The sequence below is a fragment of the Cohnella sp. genome (genome assembly GCF_041640265.1).
In the GTDB taxonomy this organism is placed as follows: Bacteria; Bacillota; Bacilli; order Paenibacillales; family Paenibacillaceae; genus Cohnella.
Genome location: NZ_JBEQAP010000017.1, coordinates 26159 through 43434, shown reverse-complemented (window position 1 = coordinate 43434; position 17276 = coordinate 26159). Strand labels below are relative to the sequence as shown.

14 protein-coding genes are annotated in these 17276 nt (G+C 45.2%); 11 read left to right on the top strand and 3 right to left on the bottom strand.

Features of this window, described 5'->3' with window-relative positions:
• The first annotated feature begins 14 nt into the window (after positions 1 to 14).
• Both ACESLK_RS14010 and ACESLK_RS14005 read left to right on the top strand, forming a co-directional pair.
• Positions 15 to 1106, top strand: coding sequence for a sulfate ABC transporter substrate-binding protein (locus tag ACESLK_RS14010; RefSeq protein WP_373230128.1), 1092 nt, complete (start codon positions 15 to 17; stop codon positions 1104 to 1106).
• A gap of 53 nt (positions 1107 to 1159) precedes the next feature.
• Positions 1160 to 2161, top strand: coding sequence for a GNAT family N-acetyltransferase (locus tag ACESLK_RS14005; protein WP_373230127.1), 1002 nt, complete (start codon positions 1160 to 1162; stop codon positions 2159 to 2161).
• Between the two features lie 17 nt (positions 2162 to 2178).
• Here ACESLK_RS14005 and ACESLK_RS14000 read toward each other — a convergent pair whose 3' ends face one another.
• Positions 2179 to 2385, bottom strand: coding sequence for a hypothetical protein (locus tag ACESLK_RS14000; RefSeq protein WP_373230125.1), 207 nt, complete (start codon positions 2383 to 2385; stop codon positions 2179 to 2181).
• A complete protein-coding gene (locus ACESLK_RS13995; RefSeq protein ID WP_373230124.1) occupies positions 2382 to 2510 on the bottom strand; it encodes a hypothetical protein in 129 nt (42 codons plus the stop codon). Before ACESLK_RS13995 ends, ACESLK_RS14000 begins: the two co-directional genes overlap by 4 nt.
• Before the next feature lie 149 nt (positions 2511 to 2659).
• Here ACESLK_RS13995 and ACESLK_RS13990 point away from each other — a divergent pair, with 149 nt between their 5' ends.
• Both ACESLK_RS13990 and ACESLK_RS13985 read left to right on the top strand, forming a co-directional pair.
• On the top strand, positions 2660 to 3025 hold the full coding sequence (locus ACESLK_RS13990) for a helix-turn-helix domain-containing protein (RefSeq protein ID WP_373230122.1): 366 nt from the start codon (positions 2660 to 2662) through the stop codon (positions 3023 to 3025).
• Positions 3026 to 3172: 147 nt separating this feature from the next.
• Positions 3173 to 3394, top strand: coding sequence for a glycoside hydrolase family 95-like protein (locus ACESLK_RS13985; protein ID WP_373230121.1), 222 nt, complete (start codon positions 3173 to 3175; stop codon positions 3392 to 3394).
• Between the two features lie 385 nt (positions 3395 to 3779).
• Here ACESLK_RS13985 and ACESLK_RS13980 read toward each other — a convergent pair whose 3' ends face one another.
• On the bottom strand, positions 3780 to 4583 hold the full coding sequence (locus ACESLK_RS13980) for a Cof-type HAD-IIB family hydrolase (RefSeq protein WP_373230197.1): 804 nt from the start codon (positions 4581 to 4583) through the stop codon (positions 3780 to 3782).
• Between the two features lie 140 nt (positions 4584 to 4723).
• Here ACESLK_RS13980 and ACESLK_RS13975 point away from each other — a divergent pair, with 140 nt between their 5' ends.
• The 7 genes from ACESLK_RS13975 (at position 4724) to mgrA (ending at position 17144) form a co-directional block, all read left to right on the top strand.
• Entirely contained in the window at positions 4724 to 5719 is a 996-nt protein-coding gene (locus tag ACESLK_RS13975) for a Gfo/Idh/MocA family protein (RefSeq protein ID WP_373230120.1), read from the top strand.
• A gap of 392 nt (positions 5720 to 6111) precedes the next feature.
• Positions 6112 to 6876 carry a hypothetical protein gene (locus tag ACESLK_RS13970; protein ID WP_373230119.1) on the top strand — a complete coding sequence of 255 codons (765 nt, stop codon included), beginning with the start codon at positions 6112 to 6114 and terminating at the stop codon, positions 6874 to 6876.
• Positions 6877 to 6981: 105 nt separating this feature from the next.
• The gene (locus ACESLK_RS13965; RefSeq protein WP_373230118.1) at positions 6982 to 8328 is read left to right on the top strand and encodes a GH1 family beta-glucosidase; all 1347 of its coding nucleotides are present in this window, start codon (positions 6982 to 6984) and stop codon (positions 8326 to 8328) included.
• 226 nt (positions 8329 to 8554) lie between these two features.
• Entirely contained in the window at positions 8555 to 12706 is a 4152-nt protein-coding gene (locus tag ACESLK_RS13960) for an S-layer homology domain-containing protein (RefSeq protein WP_373230117.1), read from the top strand.
• Between the two features lie 23 nt (positions 12707 to 12729).
• The gene (locus ACESLK_RS13955) at positions 12730 to 14220 is read left to right on the top strand and encodes a hypothetical protein (RefSeq protein ID WP_373230116.1); all 1491 of its coding nucleotides are present in this window, start codon (positions 12730 to 12732) and stop codon (positions 14218 to 14220) included.
• Positions 14221 to 14387: 167 nt separating this feature from the next.
• The gene (locus ACESLK_RS13950) at positions 14388 to 16133 is read left to right on the top strand and encodes a B12-binding domain-containing radical SAM protein (protein WP_373230115.1); all 1746 of its coding nucleotides are present in this window, start codon (positions 14388 to 14390) and stop codon (positions 16131 to 16133) included.
• A 21-nt stretch (positions 16134 to 16154) separates the two neighbouring features.
• Positions 16155 to 17144, top strand: coding sequence for an L-glyceraldehyde 3-phosphate reductase (gene mgrA, locus ACESLK_RS13945; protein ID WP_373230114.1), 990 nt, complete (start codon positions 16155 to 16157; stop codon positions 17142 to 17144).
• Positions 17145 to 17276 lie beyond the last annotated feature (132 nt).

The window sequence follows — 17276 nt, the reverse complement described above, 5'->3', positions numbered from 1 at the left end:
CAGGGAGGACAGCTATGAAACCGGGAAACCGAAAAAATAGATCACGACTAAAAACTGCAATATCCGGAATATTTATGCTGTTGACGCTATCGCTTCTCTTGGCAGGTTGTACAGGAAATCAGCCGCTAGAGGGGGCTTCAGCTACAAATGCGACAACAAATGCGCAAGGAGATGTCACGCTTGTTCTGGGTGCCTATTCTGTAGCCAAAGATGCGTTAGCAGATTTATTGCCTGCCTTCAAAGCCGATTGGAAGGCTAAGACGGGACAGAATGTTTCCTTTCAAGAATCTTATGAGGCATCCGGAACCCAAGCTCGGGCCATTATCGGGGGATTCGAGGCAGACGTCACTTTGCTTGCCCTGGAAGGTGATATGGAAAAGCTTGTGAAAGCTGAACTCGTTCATCCGAACTGGAACAAGGATACTTACAAAGGGATGGTCACTCGTTCTATTGTCGTTCTAGGCACGAGAGAGGGAAATCCGCTTGGGATTAAAGGGTTCGAGGATTTAACCAGACCGGGGGTAAAGGTGCTTTATCCGAATCCGAAGACGTCTGGAGGAGCGCAGTGGGATATTAATGCGATCTACGGAGCGGGATTGAAGAAGTCGGAGGAAGATACAGGCTCGAAGGATCCGGCAGCCGCGAAGAAGTTTCTAGCGGATATCCATAGTAACATTGAATCCATGGACAAGAGTGGACGTGCATCGATGGCTGCTTTCGAATATGGAGTCGGCGACGTCATCGTAACCTACGAGAACGAACTGCTCGCGCGTATCGCGAAGGGCGTGCAGTATGAAATTGTCATGCCTCGAAGCACGATATTGATTGAGAATCCAGCTGCTGTAGTTAACCGTAATGCAGATCGTCACGGTGTTCGTGAGGCGGCTGATGCATTCGTACAATATTTGTATTCTGAGCCTGCTCAGAGGATTTTCGCACAGCATGGATTCCGGCCGGTACAAGATGAATTGACTGCAGAGCTGCAGGACAAATTCCCTGAACCGCCTGGGCTGTTTACAATCGAATATCTCGGGGGTTGGGATGAGGTTCGCGACACCTTATACTCCAAACGCGGAATCTGGTATCAAGTTTTGGCTGGTGACTGAAATACGCTATAATTAGAAGAACGATAAGCAACACAGCATTAGGAGGACTCATTTTGCCAAAACCAACTAGTATTCGCGCCATGCAATTCATTGTTTATTTCAAGCTTGTAATGATTCTTATTGTTCTTGTTTTATCCTTTCTGTTGTTTGCTATACCTGCTGATTTCTCCGGAGGCTGGAATGATTTCAGAACGGACACCCTTAAGTCTATGTTTGGTATTGCGGATCAGATTTTTACGATCGGCCATCTCGGAACAGTTGCCCTCAATTTCTCTATTCCGATTGCAGCTATGGTGCTTATGCTCTTCTTTATCCGAAGACGCAAGCAATTCCCTGCGCTAATCACCGGTTTTGTCGTTCTATGGTTTTCTTCCAATAATCAAATTCAGCTCCTGCTGTCCATAGTTATTCTTTTGTTGTTCTTCTTACGTTCAACTCGACTCTACTTCCGCAGCGCGAATTCGGTCGAGCCGGAGCAAGAAATCGCGGCACAGCCCGAACTGCCGAATACCGTAAACGGCGAATTACAAGATACGCCGAAGCTTGCACCGAAGTCTTTGACTAAGAAGAAAGATGTACAAGTTACAATTCGCGAGGCAACGCCAGAGGACTCAGAAACCATTCATTCCTTGATGCACATTGCATTTGAAGAGTATAAATCAGCGATACCGCCTTCCAGTGCGCTTACGGAAACGGATGAATCGGTTCAGGAAGCGATGCGAAGCGGTAAAGAGTCTGCTGTAATCCTGTTCGAAGACGATACGGCTACAGCAATGGTTCGCTATAAGTATATCGACGATGCCATTTATTTCTTCCGTCTCTCGGTTATTCCTTCTAGACGCAGAAGAGGGTATGCTCGACAGTTAGTGAAATGGATTGAGAAGCAAGGGGTATCGAAGGGCCTTAATATCAGTCGATGCAGAGTCAGACAATCCATTCAGAACAATCTTGTCCTTTATCAGAATATGGGTTATGAAATTGTTGATCAGGAGCTTATCGTAAGGCCTGATGGAACAGTTAAAGCTCTGACATTGGAGAAGAAGCTCGGCGTTTAAAGCTAACAGACATTAAGTTAGATCGGATTTTCTCCCATTGGCAGTAAAATGACGGATACCGACAGTTGATCCTCTTCGACGATTAGCTCGGTGCCGTCAATTTGGTATCGTTCACCTTTAAGCGTCACTCTATTGACAAGCCGAAGAAGAAACATCATTTGCTCGATATCCGATACAATGGTTTCTGAGATGATGTTATCAGAAATGCGCCACTGAACCTTCATAGGCTCGGATCACCCGAAGAGGATTGCTCCTTCTTTTCACGCCGAGAACGCAGCTCCAATACGATTAAAGTAACAATGCAAAAAGCCCCTAATACCCAAAACCACCATGGTCGATCGATATTCATAGCTTTCTCTCCGTTCTTCTTCAAATATTTTACAAACTCTATTCTATATTGAATTTATTGCAAATGTAAACAAAAATATTGAATATTCTTCAAGTATATATGGACCGATACCTTTATCCCTTATACTGAGGGGAAGAGGGGATGAATTTGTGACTACTTTCGGCAAGCGGCTTAAGGAAGCCAGAGCGCAAAGGAAGCTGACTCAGAATGAGGTAGCAGGTAAGTTGGGTCTCGATTTCACGACCATCTCTAAATATGAAAACAATAAGTCTCAACCCGATAATGAAATATTAAGGGAACTTGCTACTATGTATGAAGTTTCGCTTGATTGGCTATTAACCGGCCGGCTGAGCGGCGTTGAACCGGCTAACCAAATATTCGCAGGCGGAACCCTCGAACCATTGACGGACGAGGAAGCCCAGCATCTTATGGATAGTCTGGAGATGTTTCGTTTACTCAAAGCCAAACGCAATAACCAACTCAATAAGCTGAACAAAAAAAAGCCAATTCTCTGAATCGGCTTTTTTCAAATGAATGAAAATCTGTAAGGCTAAGGATGATAAACAAGTTGTCAGTATCTTCAACCTTTATTTCGGAGGTGCAGCGGGTATTGTGGAAATGCTCTGCAAAGTCATGCAGGTGAGATTTACCTGCTTCCAGCTTTGCCGAAGGCTTGGGCGAATGGTGCGGTATCCGGCTTGAAGGCTCGCGGAGGCTGGCAGATCGATATGAAGTGGCAGAATGGATTGCTGACGGAGGCTGCCATTACAGCTTCGTATTCTCAAGCTTGTCGGGTGCGTGTAGAAGCACAAGTAGAAGCGAGTCGCAGGAAAGTTAATTCAAATAGAGTCAGTATCTGCAGGAACAGTGGATTGGAATGCTGAAGCCGGCCAATCTTACGTCATTCATCGTCGATGAAGGAACCGCCCAGACGGACTGGCTCAAGGTGGAGAGAACGCGAGGAATCTATGCTCGATTGATCTGATCTCAAACTGCATAAACTACAGGTGTTTTTTGCCCAATTCCTGTTTCTTTAACTTTTACCTGCAAATAGTGCAGGTGTTTTTAAGAAAATCAAGGAAATGGATAAGTTTCACGAAAAACACCTGTACGAAATACTGGTTATCTGATCAATAATGGAATTGCGGAGGGAAATACCTGTACCCAATGCAGGTTGTGCGACTGTGGAGGTCGCGAATCAGCTGTACTATGGCGTTATTCATCTTAAAAATAGAAAAAAACCCTTGCGTAAAGGGTTTTTTTGCTAGCTTATACGTTCAATACAAACTTATCAATGACATGCTTAACTCCATCTTCATTATTGCTTAGTGTGATGAAATCAGCGATTTCCTTTAGCGCGGGAACCGCATTTGCCATCGCAACGCCCAATCCTGCCGCTTCGACCATCTCATGATCGTTCATGGCATCGCCCATCGCGATTGTCTCTTCCATCGGAATACCATAATGAGCGGCAAGGAATCGAAGCGCATGGCCTTTAGTTCCTTCAGGATGCATGAACTCCAAGTAGTTAGGCTTGGATTTGGTTATATGCGCTCTGCTGCCGAAGAAAGCCTTGATCTCTGGAAGTATAACATCCAATTTATCCGGATCATCGATGATGATGAGCTTAGTTTGTTTATCGTGATTAATGATCCGGTTAAAGTCTGGCTCAATCGTGTAGGGGATGTTGGATTGTTTGGCGTAGCCGCGTATTTTATCATTATCCTCAGGCGTATACAGCTTGTCGTCTATATAGCTTTGCAGATGCAAGCCGTTCTTTAGGCAATATTCATATACCTGCATCGCAACATCCACAGGAACGGAGCGCTCGTAGAGCACTTCTTCGTCCAATAAATTTTTGATAAGCGAGCCTTGATAGGTAATGATCGGCACATTTAGTCCGACTTGGCGAGCGATTTTCTGTGCGGAGTCAAACATTCTTCCCGTTGCGATAGTGAGGTGAACCCCGTGTGCAATGGCTTCTTTCATGGCTTGCCGGGTCGGTTCTGATACCGTTAATTCATCTGTTAACAGCGTGTCGTCGAGATCCATAGCAATAAGGCGATAAGGCATGATGTTCTTCCTTTCTAATAAGAGCAGGTTAGTTGACGTACGGATTATTGTATTATTGTAACGCATATCGTTCTTGTCGAAAAGGCTGGGAGCCGTGCTATAATGGTTTAGAATTCGAGAGGTTGAAGGGGGACTTGAACGTGAAAACATTGCGCTGGGGAATATTGGGATGTGCAGCGATAGCGGATCGAGCAGTTATACCGGGTATTCAAGCTTCGGAAACCGGGCAGTTAGTCGGAATTGCCAGTCGTGACGAGAGCAAAGCCAAGAATAAGGCGGAGCAATTCGGCATTCCTAAATTTTACGGGAGTTATGAGGCATTACTCGCTGATCCAGATATCGACGCGGTCTATATTCCGCTGCCGAATCACTTACATAAACAGTGGACCATTGCAGCAGCGCAGGCGGGTAAGCATATTCTGTGCGAGAAGCCATTGGCATTAAATGCTCAGGAAGCACAAGAAATGGTCGATACCTGCAAAGAAGCGGGAGTTCATTTGGCGGAAGCCTTTATGTACAGACATCATCCTCGTATAGCTAGAGTGAAGGAAATCGTAGCAAGCGGCGAGATCGGAGAGCTTAGAGTCATTCGTGGTACTTTTACCTATAATGGCGCAGCGAATGAAGGAGATATCCGGCAAGTAAAAGATTGGGGCGGCGGAGGACTGTTTGACGTTGGCTGTTATCCTCTGAGCGCTGCCCGTCTCATTATAGGTGAGGAACCAGAAGCGGTTACGGTGCATGCCTTATTTTCTCCCGAGCACGATGATGTAGATATGATGGCATCTGGTTTGGTTGAATTTCCAGGGAATGTCGCTCTAACTTTCGATTGCGGGATGTGGGCCGCCTTCCGTAATGACCTAGAGATCGTGGGAACCGAAGGAACGATTGTCCTTAAACCTTCTTTTCTGCCTTCAAAGGAGAATGATACTATCATGGTCCAAGTCGGCGACAAAACGCGCCAAGAAGGTCCTTATGGGATTGACGCTTATGTCTCGCAATCCGACCAATTCGCCCGTACCGCATGGGGAGAAGAGGAAGCCGCGTACTCCGCGCAGGATGCGGTCGGTAATATGAGGCTCCTAGATGCTTGCATAGCATCGGCTCGTACGCGTACCCGAATTGTTTTAGCCTAGAGTAACCGGTTATGAACGAAGCTCGCTGCAAATGCGGGCTTTTTGTTTGCAACTTAAAGCTCCAATGAATCGTTGTAAAATATAGGGTTTGCTATGGTGAATATCATCGTCGTATTTCCATCTCCCCAGATCGTATTCTTTAGGAGGTAATTATTATTAAAATTCCAATAAAGAATCTGGTTTCCATTCTTCTATTATCCATCATAATTAGCGGCTGCAATGCCAAAGGTACAGACACTGAGAGTCCACCGCCTTCATCAACAACGCCGGGCCCTACGGAGTCTTCAACCCCAGAAGCTGGCGAGACGCCGAAAGTTACCATACTGCAGGAATTCAAGGAGCGAGCACTCGCGAACGCACCGGCCGATGAATTGTTCAGTTCCCTCAAGCAAATGATCGGAGAGGTACCGGCTGCGGAAGCCGACGAATTTATCCGCACGCTGGAGGCTTATTATGAAATCAACTTACCTGCGGTGGAGAAGAAGTTCGAGGCTGAAAATATCCAGCAGGAGTTATCTGCTTTGGAATGGCCATTTAAGGAAGCCCAGATCCCCAATATAAAGGACGAATCGGTGCGATTGTTGGTGGAGCAGTCTTTGGCTGGAGGGTACAAGCTTGAGACAACGGAAGGGTATGTATTTCCTGTCGTGGACTATAGTAAGCTTCTTAATTTTAGCGGCCAAGTGACGACTTCTATGAAAACGTATTTAGACCTAATGGCGCTGGAATCGAATGAAAAAACAGCGAGTGACGGTGGATTAGTCATCTCCTTGGAGGAGCTGTCCCGTCGCACATTGACCGCCGAAAGCTTTGTGGTAACCTTTCCTGATACAGCCGAAAGAAAAAAGGTTGAAGATCGTTTTATCCGATATCTGAATTACTATTTGGTAGGGCTGAACAATACGCCAATCTTCGACTATGAAACCTTTATCCTCTTGCCTGAGGTAAAAATCCAATATGAACAAATGGTCGCTTCGCATTCCGGAACGGTTGTCGGTCAGCTTACGAAGCAGATGTTGTCAATCCTTAGCAATACATCAGATGCCGTATTCACCAAGAATAAAGAGGGAGAGCAGACGGACATCTCAGCTATGAAGAAGTTTCGTGAACAATTAGATTCAACAGCACGCTCCAAGCTGCCAGCCAGCAAAAATTAAGATAAAGAAATGCCAAAATCACATAAAAGGATTTACTCGCAGCCTATCGAATTCATAAAGGATAGAAACCGTTTTCTAAAACTTTATATTTCGGAGGGGTTACCTTTGGCACGCTTAGATTTTCCGAAGGATTTCGTATGGGGTACGGCAACGGCATCGTACCAAATTGAAGGAGCTTATCAAGAGGATGGCCGGGGTCTCTCGATTTGGGATACTTTTTCCCATACGCCGGGCAAGGTTTTTAATAACGATAACGGAAATGTTGCATGCGACAGCTACCATCGCTACGAGGAAGATATCGCTCTCCTTAAGCAGCTTGGAGTGAATGCTTACCGTTTCTCGATCGCATGGCCGCGTATTTTCCCGAATGGTACAGGTGAGGTTAACGCGAAGGGATTGGACTACTACCGCCGTGTAATTGACGCTCTGATTGCTGCGGGAATTGAGCCTTGCGTGACCTTGTATCACTGGGATTTACCGCAAGCCCTAGAAGACAAAGGCGGCTGGAATAATCGTGAAACGATCGATGCTTTCGTTAAGTATGCAGAGGTGATCTTCAAAGCCTTCGATGGCAAAATCAAACAATGGATTACCTTCAATGAAACTTGGTGTGTCTCATTCCTATCTAACTATCTGGGAATTCATGCACCGGGCAACCGGGATCTGCAGCTGGCGACTAACATCGCCCATCATTGCATGGTCGCTCATGGTGAGACAGTGAAGCTGTTTCGCAAGCTTGGCATGAGCGGAGAAATCGGAACGACGCATAATCCAACATGGGCCGAGCCGTATACTACAAAAGCTGAAGATATTGAAGCCGCGAAGCGTAATCGGGCTTGGCAGAACGAATGGTTCTTCGAGCCGACCTTGAAAGGGACTTATCCGCGAATTCTTGTGGACTGGTTCGCAGCGAAAGGAGTCGAGGTGCCGATCCTGCCGGGTGATATGGAGACGATCAGCCAACCGATCGATTTCATTGGCATCAACTTCTATTCGGGCAGCTTCGGCCGCAACAAGAAGGATGAAGGCTTGTTTGACTTTGAAGAGGTTCAAATCGGCTTCCAAAAAACTTACATGGATTGGAATGTTTATCCGGACTCCTTATATAAGGTACTGACTTGGATTCAGAAAGAGTACGGCGATATTCCGATTTACATTACAGAGAACGGTGCCTGCTACGAGGATGAGCTGACTGCGGACAACCGCGTCCATGATACTAAGCGTACAGAGTACTTCCATAAGCACTTCATTCAGTGCCACCGGGCTATTGAATCAGGTATTCAGCTGAAGGGCTACTTCGCGTGGTCGCTGCTCGACAACTTCGAATGGGCAGAAGGCTACCGCAAACGGTTCGGAATCGTCTACACGAACTATGAAACGTTGGAGCGCCACCCGAAGGACAGCTACTATTTCATCCAAGAAGTCATTAAGAACGATGGATTTGATGTATAAAGCAACAAGCTGGATTCCCCCAAAAAGATAAATCACAAACGAAAAGGTCATGAATTTCAACACTTGTTGAAATACATGACCTTTTTCTATGCATACGATTATATTGATTCGACATGCTGGGGTTTTTAGTTGTCGAATAAAGGTGGATTTTTTGTGTGGACGAGAGAGTAACTCGACTGTTATCATCTTTAATGATACAAAACGTAACATTGAGGGAGCGATCCATTTGAAAAGAATTTTAGCTTTATTTCTATCCGCAGCACTCGTTTTTTCGTCCTTTAGTACGGTTTCTGCGCAATCGACACACGATATCGACAATCACTGGGCCTCGGAAATACTGCAACAATGGGTCGACAAGGGATGGATTTCTGGATATGAGGACGGAACGATTAGACCGGATGCGTCGTTAACTCGGGCTGAGTTTGCTGCACTCATCAATCGGGTGTTTCAACTAAAGGAAAGTGGGGACAAGCTACCTTTTGTAGATTTAACCGAAAAACATTGGGCATATAAAGATATTGCGGTTGCGTACAAAGCAGGCTATTTGAAAGGGACAACCAACCATAAAGTGCTGCCGAATGGCAATACCTCTAGACAAGAGGCCGCAGTGATCCTAGCAAACTTATTGAAACTAGAAACACTACAAGACGGCGATATCTCGATGCTGAGTGATTCTAACGAGATCGCGAGTTGGGCCAGAGGAGCTGTTGCCGCACTTGCGGGTAAGGGAATCTTAGTAGACACAGAAGGCGGAATATTCCGTCCAAAGGCCTTGATCACACGGGCGGAAGTGATTGTTGCGATGGACGCAGCAATTAAACAATTAGAGCCCATAGCTAGAGTGTTCGATAAGCCGGGTGTTTATGGATCTGCAGAAACAGAGGAAACCATAGAAGGTGATGTAGTCATCTCTGCGGATGGTGTAACGCTGCAAAACTTCATCATTAATGGAAGCTTAAAGCTAGCCAAAGAAATTGGCGATGGTGACGTGAACTTGAACCGTTTGACAGTAAATGGTACGACGCGTGTTCAAGGCGGGGGAAAGAACAGTATTCATTTTAAGGATTCGAAATTAACGACGATTGTAATAGAGCGATTGTCCGCAACGGTACGTGTTGTTATGGAAGGAACGACAACGGTAACGCAAGTGAGCGTCCTGTCGGGAGCTATTATTGAACTAATCGATAGTGCTGTCATAGACGTTGTGAAAGTGTTGAAGGGTATCCCGAAGGCGACAGAAATTGATTTGATAGGTTCTTTTGAAGTCGTTGAAGTAGAGCAAGATGCTAATGCGGGGAAAATCAAACTAGGCAAGAATGCTAACATAATAAAGATAATATTGCATGCAGCTTTCCATGTAATCGGAGAGGGAACCATACAGTTACTTGTTGTCAATTCTGAGGGTATCGTCTTGGACAAAGCTCCGACGAAGGTTGAAGCGGGTGATGGCGTACCTAACAACATTAAGTATTCGGTAGGAGGAGAGCTTCGTACAATATCTTCGAGTACTGGTAATTTTGGAGGTGGAGGCGGGCCGATTATAACACCTCCTCCTGCGGAAGATAAGACACCGCCAATACTGAATGTATCCTCTGCTTCGGTTGAACAAGGGATATCCATAACGATTTCTACAAATGAAAAATCTAATTTTTATTGGGTTCCTGAGGGCACTTCCATTAACATCCAGAGCCTGAATACTAAGGTAGTAAGCGGTGAAGGTGGATTAGTGGAGCTTATTGAAAAGGATGAATTCACTTCTAGCCTTAATTCCTCTACCTTGGCTATTGGGAAATGGCTTTTCGTAGCCGTTGATGAAGCGGGCAACTTATCCGAGCCATTCAATGTTGAGATCAAGGCACCTATGCCCATCCCAACGCAGCTGGCCATTGAGAGCTTCATAGTCGGATATTATAATAACCAAGAGTTAATGGTGAATTTCAATAAAAAGCTTAAAACGGATTACAGTATGCAAGAGCTTATATTGCTCAAGGCTGAAATTACTATCGTGGATGAAGATGGGGAGTTGGTTGCAACCTTAAAAGAAGAAGATACGATAATGATGTCCGACAAGACGCTAAAAATCTTTTTCCCGGGCCAATTCCCTGGAAAGAACCTCAGAATCAAGATTATGGCTGGAGCAGTTCGAGATATTGACGGCCTCCCTCTATCAGAGGAGTATGTCTCGAGTCCATTTTCCAAGGGGATATCCTTCACTCAAGTTAGTGATGTTAATCTTCATGTAGGCGACCGAATCACATTTTCTACGGATGAAGCAACTGACGTGTTCTTCATGAGCATAGATGAGACGGGTATTGAAACGCTCGAGCAATACCATGAGAAGGTTCAAGAAGGGAAAGCTAGATTAATTAAAATCGAGCCTGGTCAATTACATATCATTCATACCAGAGGACTTCTTCCAGGAACGTATGCATTAAGGATATGGCAAGGCGTTAATGTATGGTTTAATATTCTACCATCCGTTGATCAGACTTCTCCCATTCTCATAGTGCCAGAAACGACAATAGATCGTGGAGATCCTCTATTTGTTTCTACGAATGAGTCAACGGATGTTTATTGGGTTCCAGAGGGAACAACATTGGATATACAGTCTTTAGAGGATGCAGTAGCAAAAGGCAATGGAGGGAAGCATGAAGGTATTATTAGCTCTGAATTATACACTCCCTCTATCCGATTGACAAATACGAAGGATGGCAAATGGCTTGTCGTAGCCGCTGATGATGTAGGGAATCTGTCTCAAGGGATTACGATAACAATTGCGGAGCCAGGTACTTCAAAGCCTAACGTGGTATTATTCCGACCAGACTACAATCATTTAACTTTTTTTCACTTTAACAAAGGGATTAAAACAAATCTGGAATTAGAAGAACTTAAAAACGCAATTACCATATCCAAGGACAATGGTGCAACTTATAATCCCTTTCCAGGAAACGTAAGCATCCACATAGGTGGCTCAGATCTAACAGTCATTTTTAACAACGGCTTCTCAGGCTCCAATCTTCGCATCAAAATTGCTGCAGGAGCAATTGAAGATTTATATGGAAATGAATTGACTCAGGACTATCTCTCACCAGCATTTTCTGCAGGAACTGTTCTACGTCCCGTCGATTCAAATTATATCACGGAAGGCCAGAAATTCTCATTCAAATCAAATCGTGAAGGCCCCGTATTCCTAATGGAGGCCGAGAAAAATGCAAGCTCTCTTGAGGGCTATTACGAATTGGTTAGCAAGGGTGAGGCGATTCTAATTGACGTTATTGCTGCGGATATTAACAAGGCCATTGAGGTAGATACATCGGGATTGGATAAAGGTAGGTACAACTTAAGAACTTGGAAGGGACCGATCTTGCGTTTAAACATATCGGTGACATATATTGATTTCTATCAAATTGAAATTGATAACAACCTAACTAACAAAGATATTGTGACCATAAACGATGTTGAAGCAGGGGATATCATTAACTTCTACAATGATTACATTACACATCCTTTGCCAGGGGGGCTTGTGCGGACAGTGACAGTTCCTATGGGGAAAACTTCGGTAATCTTATCGGATATGGAATTGAATGATCAGGGTGGTTTCCTCTATGTGACCATTACCAAGCCAAATCTTCTTGAAAGTGATAGGTATGCAATTAGTTATTTACCCGCTACTGATTTGGATGCCTTACCGACATTGATTATGTTGAGTACTCCGACTGGTCAAGGGGAACCTATAATTTTCCGTTCAAAACAAAGGGGGACTGTTTACTTCGTCCCTTCCGGAATGGAGAGAAACCTTGATTTACTGAACGACTTAGTTAAGAGAGTGGGCACAAAGATTGAGGTGAATAGAGGGGATATCAACCTAATTAATCCAGCCTTTTATTCAACTGGAGAGTGGTGGCTGCTGGCTGTTGATGAAAAGGGGAATATCTCTGAACCTTATCCTGTTACGATTCAAGCACCTTTACCTGATATACCTGTGCTAACACCACTGGCGGTCTTGGGCTTTGAGGTTGGCTATTACAATAACCAAGAGTTAAAGGTGGAGTTTAACCGGGATCTAAAGATTTTGCTTACACCAGAGGAATTGGCGATCCTTAAAGGGGCAATTAGGATCATAGATGACAATGGGGAATCCGCTCTCAAAGCTGAGGATTCGATCGAGCTGACAGGAAACACGCTTAAGATCTTTATGCCCGGCAAGTTCCCAGGTCAGAACCTGAGGTTGAAGATCCCAGCCGGAGCTATTCAAGATGAGTGGGATAACTTGCTTTTAGAGGATTACGTATCAGAACTATTCTCCAAAGGAATATCATTTAACATCATCGATGAAAAATTCAACGTTCATGTTGGGGAGTCATTAGATTTAAAGTAGATGGTTCTAGTCCAGTATTCTTCATGAATATCGATGAAACGGGAGTAGAAACATTAGAACAATATTATGAAAAGGTTCAAGAAGGAAAAGCACAATTAATAAACGCTGAAGCCGAACGGATTTACGAAATCAATACAAGAGGACTTTTACCAGGAAGGTATGCTTTAAGAATCTGGCAAGGCGTTAATGTATGGTTTGATATCCAACCATCATTGGACCAAACTCCACCTGATCTCACAGTACCTGTAACGACGATTGATATTAGAGATATTCTGTATCTTTCAACGGATGAGTTATCGGACATATTTTGGGTTCCTGAAGAAACAGCACTAGATATCAACTCATTAGAAGCTGCTGTAGCAAATGGAGAGGGAGGAGTGCAAAGGAACTTCATTGGCACTGATCTCTATGCGACATTTATTCATATTTCTGATGCGAGGGTTGGAAAATGGCTCCTCGTAGCCGCAGATGGTGCGGGGAACCTATCTGCAGGGATTACGATAACCGTTGCTGAACACGGAACTTCAAACCCTAACGTGGTGTTCTTAGAGCCTGTCTATAACAGTTTAGCTATCGTTTTCTTTAACAAAAAGATAAAAGCCAATTTTGAGATCGGTGAACTCAAAAGTGCGATAACAATCTCCAGGGACAATGGTGCAACCTATCAACCTTTACAACCATTCGAAAACATTTTTATAGACATAGATCGGCTTAAAATCTCTTTAAACGACTTTAATGGCTCGAATCTTCGCATCAAAATTGCCGCAGGAGCCATCGAAGACGAATATGGTAATGAATTGGCACAGGACTATATCTCGCCACCATTTTCCGCAGGAGTAGAAATTACTTTTGTAGGTCCGAATTATGTCGCAGCAGGCAACAAATTCTCCATTAAATCAGATCGTGAGGGTCCCGTATTCCTTATGAAAAGTGGAAAATATGCAAGCTCACTTGATGACTATTACGATATGGTGAGTAAGGGTGAGGCAATTCTGATAGATGTGAAGGCTTCGGATATTAACAAAGCCATCGAGGTAGATACTTCAGGCTTGGTAAAGGGAGAATATATCTTAAAGGCTAGGAAGGGACTTCAATTGTCCTTATATATTTCGGTGACCCCACTCGATGCGGACCAAATTCAAATTGAAAACAATCGATCGGACAATGATGTTGTGACCGTTAGTCATGTTGAAGCAGGGGATGTCATTCGCTTCTACGATGTAAAGCTAAATACCGGAGAGTTGATTGTGCGGACAGAAATTGTCCCTGAAGGACAAACCTCGTTAACGATTACTGATATGGAATTAAAGGTGGAGGGGGGTTATCTCATTGTGACTAATACCAAACCAAATTTCGATGAAAGCCCTTGGGTTACAATCCAGTATCCATCCGCTTTGGATATAACGCCCGAACCCATACCAATACCGGCACCAGTACCCGTACCCCTGCAGATGGAAAGCTTCGAGGTGGGGAACTACAATAATCAAGATACAGCGAATGGGGTAGAGTTGTAATTGGTAACTGTCGAGACAACTAACGTCTCGGCAGTTATTTTTGCGTGAAGTTGATGAAGTATATTGTAATGCTTTTGATCCAAAACGCATGTTCGCTATGCGGTTTCTTCCAAGGACGATTTCAGTTACAATAGTGTAGATGCCTTACTAAGAAAGAGGAATACACAATGAACGTCGTCGTTGCGACGCTAAACGCCAAATTCATTCATACCTCGCTTGCCCTGCGTTATTTGAAGTCCTTCGCTCAGGATGAGTTCGAGGTGGATATTGCCGAATATACGATCAAAGACCCTTCGATGGGTATTGCTGCCGACCTGTTCTCAAGGAAGCCCGACGTTATCGGATTTTCCTGTTATATCTGGAACATTGAAGAGACTATTATTGTGGTGGACATGCTTCGCAAGGTACTGCCGGAAACGAAGATTATGCTGGGAGGTCCGGAAGTATCCTATGACACTGAATTCTGGATGAACCGTCTTCCAGCTGTAGATTTCATCGTTATGGGCGAGGGGGAGGAGACATTCCGGGATTTACTGCGGCAAATTGCAGGAGAGCAGAAATATCATTTCGTGTTCGGAATGGCCTACCGCAAGGATGGGAAGGTCGTCATTACTCCCCCGCGGCCTAAGCTTGATTTGAATGTTATTCCTTCCCCCCATCGCTTCGAGCAGGATCTCGTCCCCATGCGAAATCGTGTTGTTTATTTCGAGACAAGCCGCGGCTGTCCGTTCAGCTGTGCGTTTTGTTTATCCAGCATCGAGGTGGGCGTGAGGTATTTCGACATGGCTTGGGTAAAGGCTGAGCTTACGTACCTGATCGACAATGGCGCAAAGCTGATTAAATTCGTGGATCGGACGTTTAACATCAAACGTGATTATGCGATGGAAGTGTTCCAATTCCTCATCGACAATCATCGGGGCTGCGTGTTCCAATTCGAGATTACCGCCGATATTATGCGTCCTGAAGTTCTTGATTTCCTTGCTGAGAATGCTCCTCCGGGTGTATTCCGGTTCGAAATCGGTGTCCAATCTACGAATGATCCAACCAATCTTGCGGTACAACGCCGCCAGAACTTCGCCAAGCTGACACGTACAGTCGTGAAGGTGAAGGAAAGCGGCAAAATCGATCAGCATCTTGACTTAATCGCCGGCTTGCCTCACGAGGATTACGATACGTTCCGCAAAACGTTTAACGACGTGTTTGCTTTAAGGCCGGAAGAGCTCCAGCTCGGCTTCCTGAAGATGTTGAGAGGAACGGGACTGCGTAACGATGCCGACAAATTTGGTTATATTTATTCGGAGAGAGCACCTTACGAGATGCTTGGCAACGATCTGATGCCATTCTCCGATATCGTGCGGATTAAGAGGGTAGAGGACGTTCTGGAGAAATTCTGGAATGCCCATCGTATGGACCGTACGATGGAATATTTGATAGAAAAAGCGTACCCGTCGCCCTTCGATTTCTTTCAAGCATTCGGAGATTACTGGGAATCCAAAGGCTGGAGCCGAATCGGTCATCAGCTGGAGGATTTGTTCTTACGACTCTGGGCTTTCTTGGAGGAAGATGCGCAACCAGAATTGGACCCGGATGTCGCATTCGGCCTGCTTAAGATCGATTACTATCTGCAGCATAAATATAAGCCGCGTAAGCTCTGGTGGGAAGATCGCCTGGACAAGAAGGATTGGACTGCAGGCTTGAAGTATGCGGCAGATCGGCTGGGCATGGAGGAACGTGAGCTGCAGAAGAAGGGGACGATTGATCGTCTTCCTTTCGATTATAGGGCTTGGGTGGAGGAAGGGCGGGTGGATCGCTCTAATCCAACAGCTCTTGTCTTTCTTTATTCAGGTGAAGAAGCACCCCCTAAGCTGGTGGCGCTGCCGCAGTTGGACGGACAAGCGGCAGTTGTTAAATAAGAGGCGAGAGGTGATCGGTTAATGGTTTACCAAGCAAGCTCTGATCGTTATTCATCTATGAAATACAATCGCGTAGGTCGTTCTGGCCTGAAGATCCCTGCGGTATCACTTGGGCTTTGGCATAATTTCGGCGGTATAGATGCCTTCGAGAACGGCCGTGCGTTAGTTCGCCATGCTTTTGATCTGGGAATAACCCACTTTGACTTAGCCAATAACTATGGACCGCCTCCAGGCTCCGCCGAAGAAATGTTCGGTCGTCTAATGGCAACGGACATGAAGCCTTACAGAGATGAAATGATCATTTCCACAAAAGCCGGGTACGGGATGTGGGAAGGGCCGTACGGGGATTTCGGATCCCGCAAATATTTGATTTCCAGCCTTGATCAAAGCTTGAAGAGAATGGGCCTTAATTACGTTGATATCTTCTATCACCATCGTCCTGACCCTGAGACACCTTTAGAAGAAACGATGGGGGCATTGGATTACGCTGTCCGCTCCGGTAAAGCTCTTTATGTAGGGATTTCCAACTATCGTGCGCCTCAAGCCAAAGAAGCGATTGCGATATTAAAGCAGTTGGGTACGCCGTTACTCATTCACCAGCCTCGCTACAGCATGTTCGATCGTTGGATCGAAGATGGCCTTCAGGATGTTTTGGAAGAAGCCGGCGTTGGTTCTATCGTGTTCTCGCCATTGGAGCAAGGCTTGCTGACGAATAAGTACTTAGGCGGCATTCCAAAGGATTCTCGCGCTGCCGGGGCTTCTGTATTCTTGAACGAAGGTAACCTGACTCCAGAGAGGCTGGACAAGGTACGCCGGTTAAACGAAATTGCTTTGGAGCGCGACCAGTCTTTGGCACAGATGGCTCTTGCTTGGGTCCTTCGCGGGGAGAGAGTAACGAGTGTATTGGTCGGAGCAAGTCGAGTCGGTCAGCTTGACGACAACGTTGCGATGCTGAAGCGCTTGGATTTCTCTTCTGAGGAGTTAGCGAGAATTGAAGCGATATTGAAGTAAAGCTGAAGATTCTTAAAGGACTGATCTCCGTACTTAAATGAAGTGAAAACATTGAAAAATGGTTGAGAGGGAGTTATTACTTCTGCTCAGCCATTTTTTTGGTAAGTAAATGATGAACAAGGAAAGCCATCA